General features: G+C 44.0%; 23 protein-coding genes. 13 read left to right on the forward strand and 10 right to left on the reverse strand.

Annotated features, from left to right (window positions below; all coding sequences use genetic code 11):
* A partial coding sequence (locus VX941_00005; GenBank protein MEE2931790.1) for a radical SAM protein occupies positions 1 to 745 on the forward strand: 745 nt, incomplete at its 5' end.
* 8 nt (positions 746 to 753) lie between these two features.
* On the opposite strand, the gene VX941_00010 is transcribed toward VX941_00005, so the two are convergent.
* Positions 754 to 1,158, reverse strand: a complete 405-nt coding sequence (locus VX941_00010; GenBank protein MEE2931791.1) for a nuclear transport factor 2 family protein — start codon at positions 1,156 to 1,158, stop codon at positions 754 to 756.
* Between the two features lie 361 nt (positions 1,159 to 1,519).
* Between VX941_00010 and VX941_00015 the strand changes: the two genes are divergently transcribed.
* Positions 1,520 to 2,287 (forward strand): NAD kinase, encoded by a 768-nt coding sequence (locus tag VX941_00015; GenBank protein MEE2931792.1) that lies wholly within the window; start codon positions 1,520 to 1,522, stop codon positions 2,285 to 2,287.
* Positions 2,288 to 2,292: 5 nt separating this feature from the next.
* On the opposite strand, the gene VX941_00020 is transcribed toward VX941_00015, so the two are convergent.
* Together VX941_00020 and VX941_00025 are read right to left on the reverse strand one after the other, a co-directional pair.
* Positions 2,293 to 3,207 carry an N-formylglutamate amidohydrolase gene (locus tag VX941_00020; protein ID MEE2931793.1) on the reverse strand — a complete coding sequence of 305 codons (915 nt, stop codon included), beginning with the start codon at positions 3,205 to 3,207 and terminating at the stop codon, positions 2,293 to 2,295.
* 130 nt (positions 3,208 to 3,337) lie between these two features.
* Positions 3,338 to 4,474, reverse strand: coding sequence for a threonine synthase (locus tag VX941_00025; GenBank protein ID MEE2931794.1), 1,137 nt, complete (start codon positions 4,472 to 4,474; stop codon positions 3,338 to 3,340).
* 138 nt (positions 4,475 to 4,612) lie between these two features.
* On the opposite strand from VX941_00025, the gene VX941_00030 reads away from it, so the two are divergent.
* The 4 genes from VX941_00030 to VX941_00045 are packed head-to-tail and all read left to right on the forward strand — an operon-like array spanning position 4,613 to position 7,792.
* Positions 4,613 to 5,224: an ABC transporter substrate-binding protein gene (locus tag VX941_00030; GenBank protein ID MEE2931795.1), complete on the forward strand. Its 612-nt coding sequence runs from the start codon at positions 4,613 to 4,615 to the stop codon at positions 5,222 to 5,224.
* 42 nt (positions 5,225 to 5,266) lie between these two features.
* Entirely contained in the window at positions 5,267 to 6,427 is a 1,161-nt protein-coding gene (gene argE, locus VX941_00035) for an acetylornithine deacetylase (protein MEE2931796.1), read from the forward strand.
* A 35-nt stretch (positions 6,428 to 6,462) separates the two neighbouring features.
* Positions 6,463 to 7,158 (forward strand): rhomboid family intramembrane serine protease, encoded by a 696-nt coding sequence (locus VX941_00040; GenBank protein MEE2931797.1) that lies wholly within the window; start codon positions 6,463 to 6,465, stop codon positions 7,156 to 7,158.
* A gap of 34 nt (positions 7,159 to 7,192) precedes the next feature.
* Complete coding sequence (locus VX941_00045; GenBank protein ID MEE2931798.1) at positions 7,193 to 7,792, forward strand: nitroreductase family protein; 600 nt, start codon at positions 7,193 to 7,195, stop codon at positions 7,790 to 7,792.
* On the opposite strand, the gene VX941_00050 is transcribed toward VX941_00045, so the two are convergent.
* From VX941_00050 to VX941_00060, 3 genes are all read right to left on the reverse strand, one after another.
* Positions 7,789 to 8,490, reverse strand: a complete 702-nt coding sequence (locus VX941_00050; protein MEE2931799.1) for a methyltransferase domain-containing protein — start codon at positions 8,488 to 8,490, stop codon at positions 7,789 to 7,791. The two genes, VX941_00045 and VX941_00050, sit on opposite strands and share 4 nt — an antisense overlap.
* Before the next feature lie 102 nt (positions 8,491 to 8,592).
* On the reverse strand, positions 8,593 to 9,756 hold the full coding sequence (locus VX941_00055) for an SPOR domain-containing protein (protein ID MEE2931800.1): 1,164 nt from the start codon (positions 9,754 to 9,756) through the stop codon (positions 8,593 to 8,595).
* Between the two features lie 465 nt (positions 9,757 to 10,221).
* Positions 10,222 to 10,635, reverse strand: coding sequence for a VOC family protein (locus tag VX941_00060; GenBank protein ID MEE2931801.1), 414 nt, complete (start codon positions 10,633 to 10,635; stop codon positions 10,222 to 10,224).
* 200 nt (positions 10,636 to 10,835) lie between these two features.
* On the opposite strand from VX941_00060, the gene VX941_00065 reads away from it, so the two are divergent.
* Positions 10,836 to 11,615 (forward strand): protein phosphatase 2C domain-containing protein, encoded by a 780-nt coding sequence (locus VX941_00065; GenBank protein ID MEE2931802.1) that lies wholly within the window; start codon positions 10,836 to 10,838, stop codon positions 11,613 to 11,615.
* Positions 11,616 to 11,718: 103 nt separating this feature from the next.
* On the forward strand, positions 11,719 to 12,546 hold the full coding sequence (locus VX941_00070; GenBank protein ID MEE2931803.1) for an SDR family NAD(P)-dependent oxidoreductase: 828 nt from the start codon (positions 11,719 to 11,721) through the stop codon (positions 12,544 to 12,546).
* A gap of 155 nt (positions 12,547 to 12,701) precedes the next feature.
* Here VX941_00070 and VX941_00075 read toward each other — a convergent pair whose 3' ends face one another.
* Positions 12,702 to 14,171, reverse strand: coding sequence for an inorganic phosphate transporter (locus VX941_00075; GenBank protein MEE2931804.1), 1,470 nt, complete (start codon positions 14,169 to 14,171; stop codon positions 12,702 to 12,704).
* 6 nt (positions 14,172 to 14,177) lie between these two features.
* Entirely contained in the window at positions 14,178 to 14,840 is a 663-nt protein-coding gene (locus VX941_00080; protein MEE2931805.1) for a DUF47 family protein, read from the reverse strand.
* A gap of 375 nt (positions 14,841 to 15,215) precedes the next feature.
* Between VX941_00080 and VX941_00085 the strand changes: the two genes are divergently transcribed.
* Genes VX941_00085 through VX941_00095 form a run of 3 tightly spaced genes read left to right on the forward strand, consistent with a single transcriptional unit; the run spans position 15,216 to position 18,374 of the window.
* Positions 15,216 to 16,007 carry an enoyl-CoA hydratase-related protein gene (locus tag VX941_00085; protein ID MEE2931806.1) on the forward strand — a complete coding sequence of 264 codons (792 nt, stop codon included), beginning with the start codon at positions 15,216 to 15,218 and terminating at the stop codon, positions 16,005 to 16,007.
* A 22-nt stretch (positions 16,008 to 16,029) separates the two neighbouring features.
* Positions 16,030 to 17,178 carry an alpha-hydroxy acid oxidase gene (locus tag VX941_00090; protein ID MEE2931807.1) on the forward strand — a complete coding sequence of 383 codons (1,149 nt, stop codon included), beginning with the start codon at positions 16,030 to 16,032 and terminating at the stop codon, positions 17,176 to 17,178.
* Positions 17,179 to 17,183: 5 nt separating this feature from the next.
* Positions 17,184 to 18,374 (forward strand): CoA transferase, encoded by a 1,191-nt coding sequence (locus tag VX941_00095; protein MEE2931808.1) that lies wholly within the window; start codon positions 17,184 to 17,186, stop codon positions 18,372 to 18,374.
* Between the two features lie 99 nt (positions 18,375 to 18,473).
* Here VX941_00095 and tcuA read toward each other — a convergent pair whose 3' ends face one another.
* Both tcuA and VX941_00105 read right to left on the reverse strand, forming a co-directional pair.
* On the reverse strand, positions 18,474 to 19,979 hold the full coding sequence (gene tcuA / locus VX941_00100; protein MEE2931809.1) for an FAD-dependent tricarballylate dehydrogenase TcuA: 1,506 nt from the start codon (positions 19,977 to 19,979) through the stop codon (positions 18,474 to 18,476).
* A gap of 87 nt (positions 19,980 to 20,066) precedes the next feature.
* Positions 20,067 to 21,131 (reverse strand): hydroxyacid dehydrogenase, encoded by a 1,065-nt coding sequence (locus tag VX941_00105; protein MEE2931810.1) that lies wholly within the window; start codon positions 21,129 to 21,131, stop codon positions 20,067 to 20,069.
* Between the two features lie 103 nt (positions 21,132 to 21,234).
* Here VX941_00105 and VX941_00110 point away from each other — a divergent pair, with 103 nt between their 5' ends.
* Both VX941_00110 and VX941_00115 read left to right on the forward strand, forming a co-directional pair.
* Positions 21,235 to 21,663: a PaaI family thioesterase gene (locus VX941_00110; GenBank protein ID MEE2931811.1), complete on the forward strand. Its 429-nt coding sequence runs from the start codon at positions 21,235 to 21,237 to the stop codon at positions 21,661 to 21,663.
* A 20-nt stretch (positions 21,664 to 21,683) separates the two neighbouring features.
* Entirely contained in the window at positions 21,684 to 22,121 is a 438-nt protein-coding gene (locus VX941_00115; protein MEE2931812.1) for a PaaI family thioesterase, read from the forward strand.
* The last annotated feature ends 6 nt before the right edge of the window (positions 22,122 to 22,127 follow it).

Consider the following 22,127-nt stretch of genomic DNA (forward strand, 5'->3'; position numbering starts at 1 on the left):
ACACCTAAATACTGGAGCGCTCGATGAATTAACAATCACAACAAATGGTAGCCAATTGGAAAAACATGCCGCCGGTCTAGCCACAGCTGGCGTGAAACGAATCAATGTATCCTTAGATACACTTCAAAAAGATAAATTTTCGCATATCACTCGCTGGGGGAACTTCGACAAAGTGATGAGAGGCATTGATGCCGCAGTATCCGCCGGCTTGGATATCAAAATTAACTGTGTTGCTCTTAAGGATTTTAATGATGATGAAATTCACGATATTATCATTTGGTGCGGTGATAGGGGGTTTGATCTTACCTTCATAGAAGTGATGCCTATGGGAGATATAGGCAATGAAACCCGCCTTGATCAATACTGGCCTCTCTCTATGGTACGAGCGGATTTACGGAGACGTTGGACGCTCACAGAAACGGATTTCCGCACCGGCGGGCCCGCCCGCTACTGGCGTATTGAAGAAACGGGTGGGCGCATCGGCTTCATTACCCCACTTACTCATAATTTCTGTGAGTCCTGCAATAGGGTTCGTCTCACTTGCACAGGCACGCTTTATATGTGTCTTGGTCAACATGATCATGCCGACCTGCGCACCGCTCTTAGGGATAACGCCTTTCCGTCCCGACTCGAGGCAGCAATACGTGAGGCCATTAGCCGGAAACCGAAGGGCCATGATTTCTCCATCGATAGAAGGACAGAAGTAAAGCCAATTGACCGGCATATGAGCGTTACTGGCGGGTGATACAAGATCTAATTTACAGACTGGGACAACTCATTTTGCTTTGATGGCCTGCCACTAGTTGGCGCTGCTTGGTGATGCATTATTCTCCAAGAATCCCCCTGCTTTATAAAAACATTTGTTGCAGCTAGGAAAATTCCATCAATGTCTTCAAAGCAAACCACCGTAGCGTAATCATTCCTAAGGAATAAGTGGGGTTCTCTGCATATAATTGACGGGAAACCTCCCTCAGAAACGATATCAGCCCAACTGCTGAGAACCGCCTCTCGACCGAATAAGGGCTCCCACCCGGGATGAATAACGCTCACATCATCTGTTTCTGCCCAAAGACAAGACATTGCTGCAATATCCCCACAAGAAAATGCAGCGTAAAAAGCCTCATTGGTAAATAAAATAGCCTCTTGGTCATTCATCATTATATATTCTTTTTTTGAACAATAGGTCTTAGAGGACCTTTTAACGTGGGGACTAACTTCGGTTGAGGTGAATCTATATTTTTTGATTTGCTGAAATTTGCATTTAGTATCTCTCCACCTTCTTTGAGCGGGGTGCAAATTGCCGAGCATTTAAGTGATTACTGTCGAAGCGTGACAATAATGCTCTGCTTATCTCCTCGCAATATGTAAAAATTACACTTCAACTTTATCAGAACTGGTTTAATGGTATAGCTCTGCTGCATGGAATGGTCTACATCAGCATTGTTACAAGCTCCTTGCCTATGACTACTGCCTGACTTTATGCTATTTTCATCAATCGATTTTTAAGTTTTGGATTTTAATGAAAAAAAAGAAAATATCATTTGTGGCTGCCGAAATTCTTGAGGCGCAGGAAGTTCTCAAAACACTCGAGAAGCAGTACGCAAATGTTCCGCCCGAGAATGCTGATGTAATTGTTGCTCTTGGTGGTGATGGTTTTATGCTTCGAATGCTGCATAAGTATAAAGCACGAAAAATACCAATTTACGGGATGAATTGCGGCTCGGTTGGTTTTTTAATGAATACAAGAAGCGTTATAAATCTGGACCAACGTATATCTCAAGCTGAGTCAGTCGAAGTTCGCCCATTGGTCATGGAGACAGTCCTCGCAGATGGTTCCATAAAAAAATCACACGCCATAAACGAGGTCGCTGTTCTGAGGCAGACGCAACAAGCCGCAAAAATCAGGGTGGTAGTTGATGAAATTGAACGTATTCCAGAATTGGTCTGCGACGGTGTCCTAGTAGCCACACCTGCCGGCAGCACCGCATACAATCTTTCAGCTCACGGCCCGATTCTTCCACTAAATGCAAACGTTTTGTGCCTTACACCCATCAGCGCTTTTCGTCCTCGACGTTGGCGAGGAGCTATAGTGCCCTGTCAGGCGAAAATTCGCTTTGAAATTCTTGAATCATCGAAGAGGCCAGTTTGCGCAAGTGCCGATGACTTTGAGGTGCGGCAAATAGTAAGTGTGAGCATTGAGCAAGCCCAGACTGTATCTATGACTTTATTGTTTGATCCCGAACATAATCTTGAGACGCGTATCCTTAAGGAGCAGTTCACCTTGTAACTTTATTATTCTGCAGCCACCGAGATCCGCTGATTTGAAAACCTGGCTAGTTCGTACAAGAGTTGGTTTATGTTAGCTTTTAGTGTTTCAAAACCTGCGAGGCGTTCCAGACTGCGTTCATTCATATAAATGGCGCGATTAATTTCTATCTGTATGGAGTGCCGGGCACTTGCTGGGTCTGAATGAGCCCGAATAAGTTCAACTCCTTTATATGGATCATTTACAGCAACCACGTAGCCCATGTCTTCAAGAGTTTTTGAAATCACTTGACGTAACCTTAAGTCACAGGTGGTTCCGTCTCGATCTCCCAGCACGAAATCCGCAGGCACTCTTCCACTGCGGGTAATAACACTTGGGGCACTTCCGCTTGGCATAGAGTGACAATTAATATGCCACGTCTCACCGAACTGTTTGTGCAGCATGTTAATTGCTTCAGAGAGACATTGATGATAGGGCTGCCAGTATTTTTCAATCCTATGACGGACTTTTGCCTCCGTCAAACGATGGCGGTACATAGGCATTTCCGGTGGGCACAATCGCCAAATTAATCCATGACCTGATCGGGCTTTCTCGCTCATAAATAATGGTGACGGCCAATCATTTTCCAACAGATCCGGATCAAGGTCGTCAAGTGATCGATTTGGATCAATGTAGCTTCGCGGGAAAAGTGCTTCTATAAAAGTGGCTCCGTGCCGAGGCGCATCACCAAATAATTCACCGACATAACTATCCTCGGCTCGGCGCAACATAATATTTGGAACCAAACAGTCAAAGTCGGCAGGATAATTGGTACCACTATGAGGCGAGTCTACGACAATGGGCACTGCTGATGTCTCAGGAGCTGCTCTTTTTAAGACCATAGGTATTGATAAAGAGTGGAATCCTTCTGCAAATTCATAGTGACAATTTTTATTGATCATTTTTGTGTCGCTTTTACTACTGCAAATATCTAGAAGCAGTGACCGGATTGAATATTGTTTTTTGTCAGTACCATACTACTTGCCACGGCAATAATGAAAGTAGCAAAGTTGATAACTCGAAACTTATTTCTCAGAGCTTTAATGCTCCCGCTATCGTATCAACCGCTTTCAGTCCACTGCCTGTTAATATAAGGACCACCTTTTCATTATGACCAATAGACCCATCTTCAAACAATATTTGTAGGCCCGCCGCCCCCGCCGCTGTTGTGGGTTCCACAAAAAGCCCTTTCTGGCAAAGCGCTTTCAATGAGGCCTCAATTTCGTCCTCGGTAACTGCTACGATATCGCCATCGGTTTCACGCAAAGCCATAAATACCTCGCGAAGTCTTATTGGCCTAGAAGAGGCTATTCCGTCCGCTATAGTATGGCTAGCGTCAATTGCTATCGGTGTAGCGGAGTCAACGGACCATGCAGCGTAATAAGGCGCTGCATTAACTGCTTGTACGGCATAAAGCCGGGGCAGCCGATCAATCACACCAGCACGTTTTAGTTCAGAAAACCCTATGTGGCATCCCATAACATTGGCGCCCTGCCCCATAGGTATAACAATCACATCTGGCAGATCAAAATTGAGTTGTTCCCATATTTCGAAAGCAAGTGTTTTGGTGCCTTCCAAAAAATATGGCTGTAAATTGTGACAGGCATAAAAGATTTTTTCAGCATCTTTTAATGCTGCAGCTGAAACATCATCTCTACTACCCTTCACAGCAACAACATCAGCACCCACGGCGGCCATTTGCCGTCGTTTAGCAACTGGAGCATTTGCAGGTACAAATATACGGCTTTTAAGGCCCAAAAAAGCACCATAAGTTGCTATTGAAGATCCAGCATTCCCAGAAGAGTCCTCAAGTACAAAGTCTATCCCTACCTGTTTTAGGTAATTCATCATTACCGCAGAGCCTCTATCTTTGTAGGAACCCGAGGGCATCATGTACTCCATTTTAAATATCACTTCATGACCGGCCCATTGACTGTATACGATAGGGGTCCAGCCTTCGCCCAAAGAAACTATATTTTCGTTAGGGAGCCTAATAGCCTTGCGATAGCGCCATAGTGAGTTTAAGCCGACATCAATAGCATCTTTGGTTAACCCTTCACCATCGGTTAGGTTAACGTAACCTCCATCATCTGGCGCACGCCAAAGCGCAGTCTTTACTTGCCAAACCGAATCAGTCCGCGGATTTATATATTTTGGAAGCTTTGACAAACCAATTCTACCCTTACAATCACTGAATTATTAGATGTTCAACCAAACACCATTGTTATTCAACCTACAAATTTATTATGATCTAGGATATGTAGATTACGGTTACATAGTATAAAATAAATGTATTTGGGGAAAATCATGTTTCAGCACTGCCCGCGCATTTGCATCGTGCTTTTGTTAATCGGTGTTTTTTCAACAGCCCAAGCCCAAACATCGCCAGATGGAGCGGCCGAGTTTCTGCGTAAGGTTGGTGATGAAACGATAGTTTTACTAAAAGACAGATCGCGCCCAAAAATAGAAAAAGAGGCGGAACTCAGGAAAATTCTAAACAAAAGCATTGACATGAAAACTATTGGTCGATTCGCACTAGGTAAAACTTGGCGTGAAATTAATGATGAACAGAAAGCTCGATATTTAACGTTATTTCGGGACTATGTCTTATACTCGTATTCTAAACGCCTTTTAACTTATGCCGGGGAAACGTTCAATGTTGTAAAATCTAGGCCAATCCGGCGTGATGCACTAGTTTACACATTAATAAATCAAGCCTCGGGTCAACCGCTCGAGACTTATTGGCGAATACGCCGGCAAAATAACCATTATTATGTTATCGATGTCATAGTTGAGGGCATCAGCATGGCTGTAACACAGCGCTCAGAATTTCGAACCGTGATTCGGCAACGAGGGGTAGAAGGATTTTTCGACAGCTTGAGCAAGATTATAGGTAAAATGCGAAAGTCCACTGGTTGATTTTTTTAAAGTTAGTTACAAGGTAGTCTGATGGAAAGTTCGATGTCTGCTGTAGACCTAATGAAGATGCTGGTTTCTTTTGATACTACAAGCAGAAACTCTAATCTTGAACTCATAAGCTTTATTCAAAGTTATCTGGCAAATTTAAATGTTGAAAGTGAATTGGTCTACGATGAGACTGGGCAAAAAGCGAACTTATATGCAACGTTGGGCCCACTAGACCGTCCCGGCATAATGCTGTCTGGCCACACAGATGTAGTTCCTGTTGACGGACAGGTGTGGTCCACAGACCCTTTTGAAGTTGTAGAGAAAGATCAAAAGCTATATGGGCGTGGGACATGTGATATGAAGGGATTCGTCTCGATTGTCCTCGCACATGTACCCAACTTTTTGAGCCGAAGCCTCAAAACCCCTATTCACTTGGCTTTTTCATATGATGAGGAAGTAGGTTGCATTGGTGTTCAGCGCCTAATCGCTGCTATAAATAATATGAAAGTTAAACCAAAGCTCTGCATTGTAGGCGAACCAACCGAGATGAAGGTAGTAATCGCTCACAAAGGCAAAACGAGCTTCCATTGTCGGGTCAAAGGCTCTGAGGCTCATTCAAGTCTGGCACCGGAGGCTGTAAATGCAGTCGAATTTGCCGCTGAGTTGATATCACACATAAAATCAATAGCACGTCGAATAAGAACGGAAGGCCCTTTCGACCCGCTTTTTGATATTCCCCACACAACAATCCATACTGGTAACATTAGGGGTGGAACGGCGTTAAATATTGTCCCAAAGGAATGTGCCTTCGAATTCGAAATACGACACCTTCCTGAGGAAGATTCCGATATTTATATGAATGAGATTAGAGACTTCATCAATCAAAAGTTGGAGCCCGAAATGAAGTCTTTGAGTGCAGAGGCTGGATTTGAGTTTAGCATTAAATCTTCGATGCCTGGACTTCACACTGATCCTGACGACGGCGTGGTAAATTTTGCGAAGTCCCTTACTGGCAAGAACGATCATGCCAAAGTATCATTCGGGACTGAGGCCGGGCCTTTTCAGCAAACCGCTGGAATTCCCACGGTAGTGTGTGGCCCCGGAAGTATTGTACAGGCACATAAGCCTGACGAATTTATTGCTCTCGAACAAATAGCCAAATGCAGCACTTTCATGGGTCGCCTCGCAGAGAGTGCATGTGTTGAGACGCAATAAAGAGAGATCCTGCAGGTCGAAATGGGCAGAGAACCATGCCCCCTAAAAGCACAATCCATCGGCCAGTTCTGAGGATACCTAATATAATTCGGTTAATTGCCGCACTATCAATACTTGCACATTTTCACGGAATACTTTTAACCGGAGTTCAAGAAAATTTCGTTCTACGCTACTTTGCTTTTATTCCAGAAAGATTTCAGAGCCCTGAACTATGGCATAGTGAGAGTATTACACTCGCACTATCTCCGGTGACTTACGCATACATTCATTCAGATACGTACCATTTGCTTTTAAATGTTTTCTTCCTTCTCGCATTTGGTACAGCCGTAGCGCGCCGAATGTCCTTAATTCAATTTTTGCTGTTGTACATATCGAGTGGAATCTTTTCTGCTTTTTTCTGGATGGGCTTCAACCCTCACGAGATTGCGCCATTAATTGGCTCTTCAGGAGCACTTTCAGGCCTCCTAGGCGCTTTAGTTCACATATCAATCGCTCCAAAGTTTCAGACAGATCCGTGTCACCCAATTATGCCAAAAAGTGTAGCGGTATTGGTTGCGATTTTTTGGATTGGAACAAATTTAATATTTTGGTTATTTGAAGTTATGATCTCAAGTGAGTTGGGAAATATTGCATGGGAGGCACATATTGGTGGTTTCATTTTTGGGTTTTTAGTTGGCCGAACTTTTGATGGCCGAGGATTGCCCAACACTCCAATGCCACCAGGTCCTTAGGATTGAAGTTTGCAGATGAGGTGAGAACTATAATATGGATGCTATGGAACTTTTATTGGGTCGCAATTCTGTGCCCGCGCGAAAACTGTCAGACCCCGCTCCGGACGGTGAAGAGCTATTGGAAATACTTGAGACGGGGATGCGTGCACCGGATCACGCAGGGCTTAAACCATGGAGATTTTTACTTATTCGGGGGGAAGCCCGACACAGACTTGGGGAAGTAATGGCGCAAAGCATGGCACGCCGAGATAAAAATACAAGCAAAGAAAGGTTGGAGTCACAGCGACAAAAACCGCTTCGGTCGCCCCTCATCATCACCATATACGCAGAAATAACTAAAGACCATCCAAAGGCTCCTGAAGTCGAGCAAATAATAACTGTCGGGGCTGCGGCGCAAAATATTATCAATGCTGCCTACGTCAAAGGATACGGTGGCATTATGCTCACGGGGCCAGCTGCCTATGACCCTCACGTAAAGGCGGCACTGGGGCTGAAAGAAAAAGATCAGATCATATGCTTCTTATACCTTGGTACACCAACCGATGAGCCACGTAAAAAAATCAGGCCTTCTGCCGCAGATTACGTGAGCGAGTGGACTTCGGACGTTACAGAGGTAACATCTAACGATCCCTAAACCTTTTCTTTTTTCTTATTAATGATAGGCTTCTTAATACCGGTCAGGAGCTGGAACAATTTTCCATCAACCTCGCCCGGATGCTTATGAACCCCACAAAATGCTACTTCCTCTTGCGGTCGCTTGCGAACAACAAATTCGATGCCTGCTTCAGCCACCGGGGTTAAGGTCTGGTCAAATCTTGGTAAAACATAGCGGTAGGAGTGGTTTAGTAGCTCTACTTTGACAACCTCTGCTGCCTCACCGAGAGCTGGTAGTAGGTCAAAAATATTTATTGAATTTTTACTCCACGACTCCTTTTTACTTATGGTGAATGTACATTTATGGTCGGCATTGAAGGTGCTTGGGAAAACACCTTGTTCATAAAGGTCCTCATCAGGGACCGTGACAATCAAATATCCATGTGGCTTGAGAATACGAAACCAGTTCTTTAGACCAACCTCAGGATTTTTTAAGTGTTCCAAACAATGACTGGAATGGACAAAATCATAAGAATTGTCCCCCACACCTTCCATAAAGGTGGCATCTCCATCCCCTAGATCCCAAGTCCTTACTTCGCCGATCTTTGGAAATAATTCTGAGTACAGAAATAATGGGTCAGGAGCTCCACCTATATCGATTCCATTTCCCGAAAAATACCGATTCATAAAATTTGAATCAGCCATACGTCGATTGATCGATTTACTGCATTCTTTCATGTCGGCAGGAGGTCCAAAATTTCAAATTTAACTCATATGACAATGTGTATCTTATTTGAATAACGACAAACATAACAGCAGATTGGTTTCCTTGTAATAGACCTACGGCACAACATCAGGAGCTCTTACCCGAATTATATATCCACTGTTTATTTTTTTTTCAGTGCTCAAGCGATTTGCCATATTTACGGCTTCTTCACGTTTTTCAACGTACCCAACTCGAAGGAAATAGAGTGCTTGCCCTGATTGATTCATACCTTTATCGATTCGGGCAGTGGGCACAAAGCCCTCAAGCTCTTTCATCATCTGAGATGCATTAATTTTTGATGAAAATGCAGCCAGCTGCAATGAGTAACCAAAGTTGCCCGAATAAGCGCTTTCATGAGGCATTTCTTGTTGAATAGGCGATGCTGCCGTATTTACGCCGGTCTCTTTGGCGACCGGTGCCTGTCTTTTACCATTATTATCTAAACTTTGATTTGCTTTTTCATTCTTTGGAGGTGCGGACTGCGTGACAAAATCAGACACGCTATCGCTATTACTAGGAGCCGTTAATAAGCGTTCAGGTTTACTTTTAGGAACTACAAAGTCACCAGATCTCTTGCGATTACCGGGTATTTTCGTTATCGATACTCCATCTGGTTCTTGTTCTAATTCCTCGGAATTTGACAATTGGTTAGTGTCCTTTTCGCGAACAGATTGTGGGTATATTGATGTTTTGCCTAAGGATCCACGCATTTTGCCAGCGCTGGGCTCAGGGGCTACTACCGCCTTCCCACCAGAAGTTTCTGGCGACATAACCACTTCGAGAGGACGATGTGTAGCCTTTAGACTTTCCGGCTCCTCAGATTGATCAATTTTGTGGTTCTTCTCAAACTCAGGCGATGGCTTGACTTTCGCAATCAAAACATTGCCCGGATTTCTCGATTTATAAACGACGTATGCAGTCACATAACCACCTAAAAAAAGTAATGCCGCAGCCACTAATATTCCAGCTATACTTGCAATGACTCCACCCCTGCTCAAAGAAAACCGGAAAGACCCAATGGATCGTGTTTGGGAATATTCCGCCTGGTTTAAAGACGTATTAGTCGATGCCTGCGGAACAGGTATAGACGGTGACGGCTCTGCTGTTATTTTAGAGGTTAAAGACCTTGCACCCACTACTGAACGATCGCCCCCTAGCTCGGGTAGAGAATTGGAGGGCCTTTGACGCCTCCTCCCTGCATTAGCCGAGAGTTTATCGAATTCGTCAAATAAGGACATTGATTCCCATCAGTTCAATAAAAGAATATATACATGGACAAAAGAACACTAATTGTAAATATATACAAATCTAAAAACAAAGTAAATTACAAATTAATTTGTTTAAATCAGAATAAATATTTAATTTATAATAGGATTTATAAGTATTAAAATAATCATTTGAAAAATTATCTCAATTTAACCGGATTTTTCACGTCTCTGATTTGTGTTTTTTTTATTCCATTTAAATTCGTTTCAAAAGACTTTAACCCTTTCGGACAAATAACATGGCCTCTGCACAATTTTTTTTCGTTGAAACAATCTTTTTTGCTAACTTGCTGCTAGCGATACAGACAGTGGAGCCATATCTGACATATAATTCTCTTCAGCACCTAAACAGATAACTAAATACGCTCAAAGGGGCCGCGATTGATCTCAAAACCGGCATTCCCGATCAAATGATTAGTTGCCATCCAAATTTACTTTTTACCCTTTTAGTTCGATCATATTTCCCTCCGGATCATAAAGGTAAAGTGACGGACCCATTCCGTTTGAACCATAACGCGTCCCAAATTCGCCTAATCGCACTCCGGCCGAACTGAGATGACTCATTACCTGTTCTTTGTCAAACCCCTCTATTCTCAGACAGAAATGATCCATACTTCCCACTTCGGGGCCAGATGACGTAGTTAACCCACCTCTACGTCCAAGTTTCCCCGCGCAATCAATTAAATCAATCAAACTCGTCCCCGCACGCAGCTGCACAAGTCCTAAATCCGCGACCTCACGTTCTTGGATACAACCGAGGATATCGCAATAAAAAGTTATCATTACCTCTATATTTTGCACACGAAGTACTAAATGATCCAAACCAATAATTCTAAACGGGATTTCGTGCATTTTAAGTTCTCCAGCTATAAAAATGCTGTACATCCTTTCAGTTAAAAGAAATAAATACATCGCATTTTTAGTATAATACTTGTATTAATTTAATATTTGAAATATAATTTTCCAATATTCCAACAATTGTATAAAAATTTAGACAAAATTATTATAAACTTATTTTATCGGTTGAATAGTTTCATAGGAATTAAATAGCGATGAGTTGGCATGCTGCCGTCGATTATAGAAAAGCAAAAGCAGAACCCCCCTCTCTTTTGCCTGCGCTAGATTACGGAGAAGTTCACAAAGTCGGTGAAGATGTAATAATAGCAGCACTTTCTGATGATATTGGAGAGATTATCCATCCTCACAACTTAACAAGAGTTGCAGTAAAAGAGGCTATTACAAATCTTTTAGAGGACAGTCATTACTTGGCAAAACTTGTTGATTGCCCAGAAGTAGACATAGCAACTCCCTTATTTCAAAAACTTTGTGAGAGTGTTAGGTCAGCGCTGATGAGGCAACTCATCAACGAAAGTAATGCTTCGCTTGCTGTATCCCCTACTCTAATCGTCATAGTAGCTAGTCCGGCTGGGACAATCGCAATGCGTGTTGGAGACGGCTCTATTGTCTATCGGCAGAGTGGCAGGAGCTACGTATCAATGTTCCAACTAGACCCTGAAAATACAGCTCCAACTTCAATTGTTGCCCCAAATGCGCTGGAGAAAATGGAAATTGCTTTTCAACCCGGAGTTGCAGAATTTATCTGCGCCTCTACCGGTGGCCTTATTCCACTATCTATACAAAAAACTGAACACCGGCCACGCGCTCCTTTTTTCCGTCCACTTGATCAATGTGCCGCTATGGCGGAAACAGATGACGACATCCACCGCGGGCTTCGGGCCTTCCTTCGATCAGCACCCTTCATCGATCATCTTAAAAAAGATTGCACGCTCATGCTCGGAGGCTACCGCTCCAACGGATACTGCGCTGCATAACTTTCTAATTTCACTAAGCCGTAAATAAAAATGGTACCAATACTTTCCATTGGATCCTGCATGTGCGATTTATTGTTCAGCAAGAACATCAAGGGAGAACGACATGCGTGGCCGACTGGAAGGAAAGGTAGCTTTAATATCTGGTGCTGGATCATGCGGCCCCGGTTGGGGTAACGGGCGAGCTACCGCTACTCTGTTTGCTCGAGAGGGAGCAAAAGTATTTGCTGTCGATCTTAATCAGGAAGCTGTTGAGGAAACTGCCAAAACGATTCAAGACGAAGGTAACGAATGCATTACTTATTGTTGTGACGTGACAAATGCCGAATCGGTCAATGAGATGGTTACATCATGCGTCGACCGTTTTGGTCGTGTAGATGTGCTTCAAAATAATGTTGGTGGATCGGCCGCGGGCGGAGCAATGGACATGGAGGAAGAGGTTTGGGACAAACAAATGGATCATAACCTTAAGCATGTCTTCCTGGTTACAAAAGCAGTTCTTCCAATAATGGTTAAAAATAAAACCGGATCAATAATAAACATGTCGTCAACTTCTGGGCTTACCTATGGCGGTGCTTTCCAAATTGCATATTGCACTACCAAAGCTGCAATCAGGCGTTTTAGCGAAGCGGTGGCAATTGAATTTGCGGGTCGTGGAGTTCGATGCAATACAATAATTCCAGGCCAGCTACACACCCCGATGGTTGAAACACGGCTTGCCAATCAACGAACTGGCGGGGATATTAAAAAATTAATCGCAACACGAAATGCGCGTATCCCTCTTGGTCAGATGGGCGACGGTTTTGACGTTGCATATGCCGCAGTCTACCTTGGATCAGATGAGTCTAAATTTGTCACGGGAAGTGAGATTAAGCTTGATGGCGCAATGACATTAAAATGCACCAACCTGCCGGATGACTACCCCACTGATTAAAGAAAACCTTGAATACCACCGAAAAAGTCGGGAATTTTCAAAAAAACAGGATTGTACGTTAATCAATATTTTTGTCTGCCCCGAGCGAAAATTGTTAGTGATTACCGAGACGAAACATCAGGTACTCTTTATTGAGAAATTTCGAGTACCTACAACTACTTTGCACGAAATAATTTAATGATAAATTGCAGATCTTGTTTCAATATTTGATTGTACCGTTCGTTTTGCTTCTTTCTCCATGATCTCGAGCGTTTTGCGAGATCATCTTTCAACATCCACTCATGGGGGTAAAAACGACCATTGAGTTGATGAACCGCTTCTAAACGTTCCGGGCTAACTAGTCCACGGTTAAGCTTTGCAAAAAATTTCTTATCAATCAAAATTGGGGTGCGTCGAGAAAAGTCCATTATTTTCTCTCGATCCCGCGCACTGTATTTCCCGATCTTCATCAAGGCTTGGTCCAACGCTACCGCATTATCATATCGCTCGCCTCTGATTGGCCCTAGCGCCGATTGGGACACTCCTGCCTTTGCAAGTCGATCAAGAGCATCGTTACTAAGAAAATAGGGTACATCACGAAAGACTTGTTGATTAAAAACATTCTGCAAAAAGAAAAGACCTACAAAACAAATTGCACACGCGATTACCGGCGTCGCCATCCAGCCCATACTTATCGAACCGAAAACTTCCCACCTAAATCCCTGTCCACCTTGAACAAGAGCGATGCCTAAAACCGCTCCAACAACAGCCTGTGAACTCGAAACGGGCACCAATGGTATAGACGGCAGCCCACTGCTTTCTAATGCATACTTCAGTCCTTCCGAAGCGAATAAAAAAAGAACAATAGAATGCGAGATCACAGCAACCCAGGCACCCACAGGTGAAAGAGGCAGTAAGTCGTTCCCAACGGTCATCATTACCCGCTTTGAATATGTAAAAACGCCAACCGCTATAGCGATAGCACCTATTAAAAATAACTGCTGCATCGAGGACAAAGTAAAAAAGCCACCAATAGATATAGCATCAAATGGTGATGCAGGGATGAAGACACCCATAACATTGGCAATGTTATTTGCCCCTAAACTATATGATCCAAATGCCCCAGCTATTAGTAACCCTAAGCGGGTATAGGCGTCGACCCTTATCAAATGTACCTTGGCAAATCTCATTGCCTTGACTGTAACTATAAATATTGCTGCTCCAAAAATAGCAGCAAGTAGTGGACAAAGAACCCATGTGCTTATTATTTTTGTCAGCGTAGTAAAGTCAGTGAGCGTGCCACTAAATAAGTTCCAACCTATGATACCTCCGACAATCGCTTGACTAGTAGAAACCGGCAGACCTGCTTTTGTCATCAGATAAACTGATAACGCGGCAGAAAAAGCAGCCATGAAGGCGCCAGGCAATGCATTTACTGCACCCAGTTTACCAAGGGTACTAGCGGCACCGGCACCACTCCAAACAGCTCCTATAATAACAAAAATTGAACAGATGATGGCTGCCGTGGAAAATTTCACCATCCTAGTCCCCACAGCCGTACCAAATACATTGGCTGCATCGTTGGCACCCAATGCCCAACCTAAAAATAGGCCACTACTTAAAAAAATGAGAACACTGGCGTCCACTGTATATTAAACCGAACGCTTCAGAGCGTAAATTGCCAAACGATCAGCTACATCCTCTGACCAATCAGCAATATTATCAATACTTTCGACGAAATATCGCAGATGCATTTTGTGAGCAAGATCTAGTTTCGACTCAAATATCTGCCGCTTTAATTTCGTAGAAACTTTGTCGGCCTCGGTTTCGTAAAACATTACTTTATGATTGTGATAAGACACTCTATCAAAATCGCGAAAGAAAGCGCGCGACGATCGGGCCAACGCCTCCACAGATTGTACAACCATTTCGGTCAGTTCCTTGAAAAGAGCATGGAGCTCATCCGGGATTTTTGGCTTTTCTATGTCAAAGGCCCAAAGTGAGCTCTCGCAGAGATTGAGCACATCATCCAATGTCTCGATAAGACCTAAAACATCCCCTCGACTTTCAGGAATTAATGTTTGCGAATATAGCTGCGATTCGATTTCACGACGCAATTCATCAGCTGCGCTCTCATTGTCATTAACGTCCTTGCGCTTCGCAGCAAAATCTTCGCTAAAACCGTCCAAAAGATAGGATTTGATCGCTAAATCAAACAACAAAGCAGATTCGGATAACCTATCGAGAAATTCATCGATTTTATGTTCTAAGGCTTTTGATTTGCCAAACATAAGCACATTCTTTGGTAAAGCCATGACATACCTATTAAAAATGTTATTCGCCAAGTTGAATCGTAATCCTTGAACATAGCACAATAATGTATTCGGCCTCAATAAATTTAGTTATAAGTAATAATTATTTTGATTAAAACATAATTCAAATAAATTATATTATTTAAAAAATTTTTTGTGCTTTTTTGTGAAAAATTAAAATTAATTATTATATTTTTATTATTAAAAAAGTATTTTTTGTGTTTTTTTAAAAATATTTTCACAGAATAATTTAAGAGAATCACGAATTTCTATCTAAGTTGTTACGGTTCGGCTAAACCGCGTTCCCGCCGACTAGACAAGTTTCGATTTCCAAGTTAATCCAAGTTAAAACTCAGTAACAATAATCAGGGGACATCAATGACTGACCACCTCCAATATAAGGTTGAGGATAGTATTGCCACTTTGACGCTTCATCGGCCCGATGTGCGTAATGCCCTTTCACCAGAAATGCTTGACGCAATGGTGGAGCAGCTCAACGCAATACAGGCCGATACTGAAATTAAAGTTGTTGTTCTAACCGGGCACGGCGATTCTTTCTGCGCTGGTGGGGATATCAAAGCGATGAAAGAGGCGGTTGAGAAGAAAAGTCCGATGATCGCAAAATACAGTCTGTATGACGGCATTCAGAGGATCCCACGCTTATTAGTAGATTTCGACAAACCAATTATAGCAGCCATAAACGGACCTGCCACAGGAGCAGGCCTCGATATTGCTTGTCACTGTGACTTTCGACTAGCATCAGATGAGGCACGGTTTGCTGAAAGCTACGTGAATATGGGCCTCGTTCCTGGCGCTGGAGGTTGTTGGGTTTTGCCGCGTGTCGTCGGCTTGCCCATGGCTTTGGAACTGGCTTTTTCAGCCAATTTAATCGACGCAGATGAGGCACTTCGCATTGGATTGGTAAACCATGTTTACCCGAAAAAAGATTTGATGGAGGAAACCTACAAACTTGCGCGTAAAATTTCTCGAAAAGCTCCTATTTCAGTGCGACTAATTAAACGCGCCATGTATCAGGGAATGAATATGGATATAAGAGCACATCTTGACCAAATATCGTCGCATATGACATTGGCGCGGGCCAGTGAAGATCATTCTGAAGCTGTAAATGCTTTCCTCGAAAAGCGCTATCCCGAATTTAAGGGCGAGTAAACTTAAACTAAGGAGAATGTTAATGAGCAAACAAGAAAAAAAACAGGTTACGGACGCGGATATGGCCAACCAGGCTGACCTGAGTTACCGCTTCGCAACAATCCACGAACTGATCCATGCCGCTCATAAAACTTGCAGCCAAGGGACCTGGGATTACCTCGCAGGCGGCTCTGACAGTGAAACCACACTCAGACGTAATCGCCATGGCTACGATAAATTAGCACTTCGTCCACGAGCTATGGTAGATGTCAGCACATTTGATCCATCGGTTGAATTCATGGGCAAAAAGATAAGGCTGCCCCTTATCCTTGCACCGGTAGGCTCAATTGAAACCTTTGCAGAAGGAGGGGGCATTGTAACTGCCCAAGCTGCTGAACGTTTCAATGTCTTCGATATGCTTAGCTCCCGCTGCACACCAGGCTTAGAGGCCGTGGCACAGGCCGCCGATAATCCTAGGATTTTCCAACTTTACGTCCGTGGTGGCGATGAATTCGTAGATGACCATGCAAAACGTGCCATTGACTCAGGTTATGATGCATTTGCAGTTACAGTTGACTCGGCAACCTACAGCCGTCGCGAACGCGATCTTGCTAATCGATACCTCAAGAAATGGCGATCTAACGTTACCACGGATGAGAATACCTGGCAGGCCCAATGGACTTGGGATAACGTGAAGCGTTTCAAAGATAAATGGGACATTCCACTAATTCTGAAAGGAATTGGCGATGTTGATGATGCGGGTCGGGCTTGCGAGGAAGGGGTAGACGGCGTCTATATCTCGAATCATGGAGGCCGGGCGCTTGATCATGGCAGGGGAAGCATTGAGGTCCTTCCCGAGGTAGTCGCGGAGTGTAAGGGCAAAACAAAGATCATTGTAGACGGCGGGATACAGCGCGCCACGGATATCGTAAAAGCGAAAGCACTCGGTGCAGATATGGTCGGTATAGGCCGGCTTCAATGCATTGGATGCGCGGCTGCAGGTGTAGATGGTCTCGTCCGCGTTTTAGAAATCCTTGAAGAAGAATTAAGTATAGCATTTGGGCTCATGGGAGTAACGAACTGGGCTCAGATTGGTGAAGATAATCTTCGCGCTGCTGATCCAGTCCACGAGCCCAGCGTCTGGTCAAGCCATATAATGACGCAGTTGCCGGCACATCCGTACGGGGGCTAGCTGAAATGGACACAGGCGAAGAACCGCCGCTAGAGGGCTTAAACGTCTTTGATGCATCACAAGGTGTTGCGGGGCCTAGTTGCGCATTTCTACTTGCACAGTACGGGGCCAACGTCATTAAAGTCGAACCCCCTCGTGGTGATTGGGTTCGCCAGGCCGGGAAAAAGTATGGCGACTTGGCAGCCGGGTATGTGAATTTTAATCGCGGCAAACGAGCACTATGCATTAATTTCAAAACCAAAGGCGGACTAGAAATTGGCAAAAGATTAGTGTCGCAATCGGACATAGTTATAGAGAGTTTTCGACCCGGCGTCATGGGTCGTTTCGGACTTGATTACGGAACGGTAAAGAAAACGAACCCAAAAGTTATCTATTGCTCGATATCAGGCTTTGGGACCAAAGGACCTTATAAAGACAAACCAGTAACAGATGTCGTAGCACAAAGTTTTACCGGCTGGATGACCCTCAATAAAGGAAATGACGGTATCCCACATAAAGTCGGGATGACGGCCATGGATGTAATCACCGGGCTTTATGCGTATCAAGCCGTCGCAACAGCACTTTATCGTCGTGCCGTAAAAGGCAATGGTAAGTTAATTGAAATGAACATGATGCAAGCTGCTGCCGCCTTTATGGGCCAAAAGATTATTGAACATGTGAAGCAAGAGGGAAAAATAACGGTATTGGGCGCGCCAACTGGCACTTTTCCCACCAAAGATGGTTCAATAAACTTAAGTGCGAGAGAACCGGATAAATTTCACGCATTATGCCAACTTCTAGAGAAGCCCGAATTAGAGCAGGACCCCCGCTTCAATGAGTGGGATAAGCGAATAGCAAATGTCGATGAGTTGACTGCGATCATTTCCGAGACAACAAGCACTAAGTCAAATGCCTATTGGATAAAAGAACTCGACAAACTCGATATAATTAACAGTCCCACCGCTACGTTTGATGATTTTCTTAATCATCCCCAAACAAAGGCTTCTGATTATATCAATTGGGTCAACCACGAATCTCTTGGCAATATTCCTATGGCGACCATACCGGGCCATCCACCATTCACAGACGGGACCCAGGCGCACGCGCCGCATCTTGGAGAACATTCTAAGCAAATACTTTCTGAGTATGGCTATAGTACAAATGAAATCGAAGGCTTCTTGAAAGCGGGTAGTGCTATACAATACGCAGAAAGATAATCGAACCCGAGAACAAAGCAAGACAATAAAAACACTTAAACGCGCATGCGCTGCATAGTTAGGGCTATACAGTCCAGTCACGCAACCATTAAGTTAACACTAATTCGATGTGCCTGCATGCACTGCAGCCTCACGACCGGCAATGCGTCCGAATGTGGCCCCAGCCATCAATCCTGTGCCAGATGCATACCCATGAAAATATAGTCCTCCGACCATTTCACCAGCTGCGTATAAACCCTTTATCACAGAACCGTCAGCCCTCTCGACCTCTGTTCGGCCAGAAACCTTAACACCACCAAAAGTAAATGTAACACCCGCAGTGACAGCATATGCATCAAATGGCGGTTCATCTATCGGATTAGCCCAGTTGCTTTTGTCAATGGAAAGCCCCTCGGTGCATCTGCCATCATGAACGTTTGGATCAAAAGGAATATCGGTACGGCATGCTGCGTTAAACTCTTCAATCGTTTTGACCATTCGAGCCGCGTCCATGCCTTCTATCTTACCTGCTAGTTCCTCAATAGAATCAGCAGAATATTTGGTTAAGAACCGACAACGGTATTCTGAGCGGAGAAGATGCTGGACTTTGGCATCAAAAATTTGGAAGGCACACATTCCGGGCTGCTTCAGTATTTCACCACCGTAACGTGCATAAACATAAGAGTGAAAATCTTCTCCCTCATCACGAAAGCGTTCCCCCTTCGAATTAAGCACTACGGCAAAAGGCACGTTATGTTTCTGAAATTGGTCCCCAATAGTTATATCCCCGTAAGGGGGTGCGTTCAGATCCCACGCCACCGCGTGGGCACCTGAAAAATGACCGTAAGGCATAGCTCCTAGATCAAGTGCCATCTGAAGTCCCGCGCCGTTGTTGTAAGCTGTGCCTCGAACCTTTGCTAAATCCCATCCCGGCCCAAGATAACGAGCTCTCATTTCTGCGTTACTCTCGAAACTACCACAAGCTAAAATAACGGACTTCGCCGCAATATCATGTTCCTGACCCTGATAACGAACACGCACCCCATGGACACCCTTACCCTCGTCATGGAGAAGCCCTATTGCTGTGCACTCATATAAAACATCGACACCGATCTTACTCATTTGTTCGTGCCAATTTTTCACTAATTGCTCGCCACCACCATTAATGCGTAAAGCTAACCCCCCCCAAAACCGAAATTTTCCATCCACCTTAAAAGCCTGGCGTCCCATAGCAGGTATTAGGTCTACGCCATAAGTGGTCATCCACTTGGCTGTCTCGTAAGAATTTGTAACCAAAATTTCACACATATCACCGTCAGCGCGATACTGTGTCATGCGGAAGATATCGTCATAGTACTGTTCATGTGTGTACGTGCCAAAATCTATGTTTTCAAGATCTTCATCCGCAAGACTAGGACATAAATCCATTAAATCATCCACACCATTATGGGAAAAACGAAAGGCACCACCGGTAAAGGCAGAATTTCCACCTCGCATGTCCTCAGGAGCAGTCTCAATCATCACCACACTGGAACCGTTTTCCACCGCCGACGCTGCTGACGCACAGGCAGCATTTCCCGCCCCCACCACTATAACGTCGACATTAGATCTAATAATATTAGCCATTTAAAACACTCCTGCGCTTTGACGAAATTAGCATTAAATTACACATATTAAGAAACTTAAATAATCAATTTGGTCGAGATAAGCTCGTTAATCGCACGTTCGTTCCCCGAATAATGATTCGTACCGATCACAAAATTTATCCCATGCTTCAGGATTAATTAGGCGCTCAGGTTTCTTACCACTTAGTGTTTTTACAACTTGGTCAGCATTCCAAAACGCCATATTTTCTCGTGACTCAAAAGTTACACCGGCAGTGTGATAAGTGGCGATAAGATTGTCAAACTGCAAGAGCGGATGATCTAATGGGGGCGGCTCTTGATCCCAAACGTCGAGACCAATACCGCGAATTTGCTTGTCCTCTAATGCTTCGATCATTGCGGCCTCATTAGCAATACCACCACGGGCGCAATTTACAAGAAACGCAGAGGGTTGCATTAATGCTAATTCTGCACGACTTATCAGATCCTTTGTTTCAGAATTAAAAGGACAATTAATTGATATAAAATCGGCCTGTGCTAGTAATTCCTCTAGCTCTGTTTCAATAGCCCCGTGGTCTGTAAAGTCAGCGTTTGTAATGTAAGGGTCGTAAGCAAGCACACGCATATTGAGGCCGTTCTTACATATGCGCGCCACCCTGCTTCCGGTATTACCAAGTCCTACTATGCCAACGGTTTTGCCCTCCATGTTCCAGCCTTTGAATGTTTCACGCTCCACACCTCGCTCCCTACGAAGCGACTTGTCGGTTTGCGGAATGTTTTTGGAGAGAGACAGCATCATCCCAACGGCATGCTCAGCAACAGCCTCCGCATTAGCACCTGCTTGATTAACAACCAAAACACCGCGCTCGGTACACGCTGCCACATCAATAGGGTCGTAACCAGCGCCAGAAGATGACAGAACTAATAGTTTTTTACACCGATCGAGCAGCTCTCCATTTCCTTTGTATTGATCAAGTACCTCGTCACGAGCTGCCGTAATGCAGTAGGCATGACAACTCTCCATTATTTCCCAATTTTCATCCTGAGGAGTATCAAAATAAAGCTTATATGCCTGTACGGCATCTACCTTTGATAAAGCGTCATATACGTTCGGTGTCTTGTTGTCATTAAACCAGAAAACGCGACGTGCATCATCTCTTGATTTATTGGGCATAAAACCTCCCTTTAGTTCGATGCCTTTAGTTACTGCGCACAGTTAAACATATCTATAGTTTGACTTGACGGAATTCGCAATTCACGCGATGTGTTTGCGTACTATGACAAAAACAACTGAAAATCGAAATAAAAACATTACAAATTATAATCAAGTCCTAGGCTACGAAGTGCTGGAGTGGATTGATGGACATGCTTTGTTAGCAACTCCTATTCAGAAAAAGCACCGAAATAGGGGAAGATCTATACATGGCGGCGTAATAGCATCTCTTGTAAACGTTGCTGGCAAAATGGCAGGAAATTGGACATCCAACGGAGAGCGCAAAACAAAGACAATCAACCTCAATATAAACTTCATTTCGGGGACAAGCGCCGACTTGGTACATGTAAGAGGCGTCCGTTCCCATGCAACTAAAGGCACGTTATTTTCTAACGTAGAGATTTTCCTCCCGGATACCGGCACCGTGATCGCCAGCGGCCAAGGTGTGTTTAAGCTTCTACGCTCAGAAGTAACACCTATCCGTACCACTTAATAAAGAAAGACATCAGACGAATGTTGACCTCTGTATATGAGCGCGAAGACATTAAAGGTACGTTTCACGAAGTGCTCGACTATAAAGTGATTGAGTGGCGAGATGGCCATGTCTTGATGGAACTTGAGGTAAAACCAGAGCATCGTGATCACGAAAATTTTATTCACGATGGGATTTTATCATCACTCATAGATATCGCAGGCTTTCTTGGTGGTGACTGGTCTCCAAATGGCCCCGGACGTTCAGTGACGATCAATCTGAATATTAGCTTCATTAATGATAGTAAAGCCGAAACGATCATTGCTATAGGGAAGCGCACCCAAAACATTAAAAAACTACAATTTACTAAAGTAGATGTTCTAGAAAAAGGGACAAAAAAATTGCTTGCCTCTGGCCAGTGCACCTATAAGATCCTCTGCCCTAACACGAAAGATAGCCCTGGAGTGACCGGACGCTAAATGAAG

The organism is Pseudomonadota bacterium (assembly GCA_036339585.1).
In the GTDB taxonomy this organism is placed as follows: domain Bacteria; phylum Pseudomonadota; class Alphaproteobacteria; order UBA8366; family UBA8366; genus UBA8366.

Excerpts from the sequence above, each read along its gene's own strand:
- argE (MEE2931796.1), top strand. The coding sequence starts at position 5,267 with ATGTCTGCTGTAGACCTAATGAAGATGCTGGTTTCTTTTGATACTACA.
- VX941_00105 (MEE2931810.1), bottom strand. The coding sequence starts at position 21,131 with ATGCCCAATAAATCAAGAGATGATGCACGTCGCGTTTTCTGGTTTAAT.
- VX941_00055 (MEE2931800.1), bottom strand. The coding sequence starts at position 9,756 with ATGTCCTTATTTGACGAATTCGATAAACTCTCGGCTAATGCAGGGAGG.
- VX941_00045 (MEE2931798.1), top strand. The coding sequence starts at position 7,193 with ATGGATGCTATGGAACTTTTATTGGGTCGCAATTCTGTGCCCGCGCGA.
- VX941_00030 (MEE2931795.1), top strand. The coding sequence starts at position 4,613 with ATGTTTCAGCACTGCCCGCGCATTTGCATCGTGCTTTTGTTAATCGGT.
- VX941_00110 (MEE2931811.1), top strand. The coding sequence starts at position 21,235 with ATGACAAAAACAACTGAAAATCGAAATAAAAACATTACAAATTATAAT.
- VX941_00065 (MEE2931802.1), top strand. The coding sequence starts at position 10,836 with ATGAGTTGGCATGCTGCCGTCGATTATAGAAAAGCAAAAGCAGAACCC.
- VX941_00085 (MEE2931806.1), top strand. The coding sequence starts at position 15,216 with ATGACTGACCACCTCCAATATAAGGTTGAGGATAGTATTGCCACTTTG.
- VX941_00040 (MEE2931797.1), top strand. The coding sequence starts at position 6,463 with ATGCCCCCTAAAAGCACAATCCATCGGCCAGTTCTGAGGATACCTAAT.
- VX941_00080 (MEE2931805.1), bottom strand. The coding sequence starts at position 14,840 with ATGGCTTTACCAAAGAATGTGCTTATGTTTGGCAAATCAAAAGCCTTA.
- VX941_00060 (MEE2931801.1), bottom strand. The coding sequence starts at position 10,635 with ATGCACGAAATCCCGTTTAGAATTATTGGTTTGGATCATTTAGTACTT.
- VX941_00095 (MEE2931808.1), top strand. The coding sequence starts at position 17,184 with ATGGACACAGGCGAAGAACCGCCGCTAGAGGGCTTAAACGTCTTTGAT.
- VX941_00070 (MEE2931803.1), top strand. The coding sequence starts at position 11,719 with ATGCGTGGCCGACTGGAAGGAAAGGTAGCTTTAATATCTGGTGCTGGA.
- VX941_00015 (MEE2931792.1), top strand. The coding sequence starts at position 1,520 with ATGAAAAAAAAGAAAATATCATTTGTGGCTGCCGAAATTCTTGAGGCG.
- VX941_00020 (MEE2931793.1), bottom strand. The coding sequence starts at position 3,207 with ATGATCAATAAAAATTGTCACTATGAATTTGCAGAAGGATTCCACTCT.
- VX941_00010 (MEE2931791.1), bottom strand. The coding sequence starts at position 1,158 with ATGATGAATGACCAAGAGGCTATTTTATTTACCAATGAGGCTTTTTAC.
- VX941_00050 (MEE2931799.1), bottom strand. The coding sequence starts at position 8,490 with ATGAAAGAATGCAGTAAATCGATCAATCGACGTATGGCTGATTCAAAT.
- tcuA (MEE2931809.1), bottom strand. The coding sequence starts at position 19,979 with ATGGCTAATATTATTAGATCTAATGTCGACGTTATAGTGGTGGGGGCG.
- VX941_00115 (MEE2931812.1), top strand. The coding sequence starts at position 21,684 with ATGTTGACCTCTGTATATGAGCGCGAAGACATTAAAGGTACGTTTCAC.
- VX941_00090 (MEE2931807.1), top strand. The coding sequence starts at position 16,030 with ATGAGCAAACAAGAAAAAAAACAGGTTACGGACGCGGATATGGCCAAC.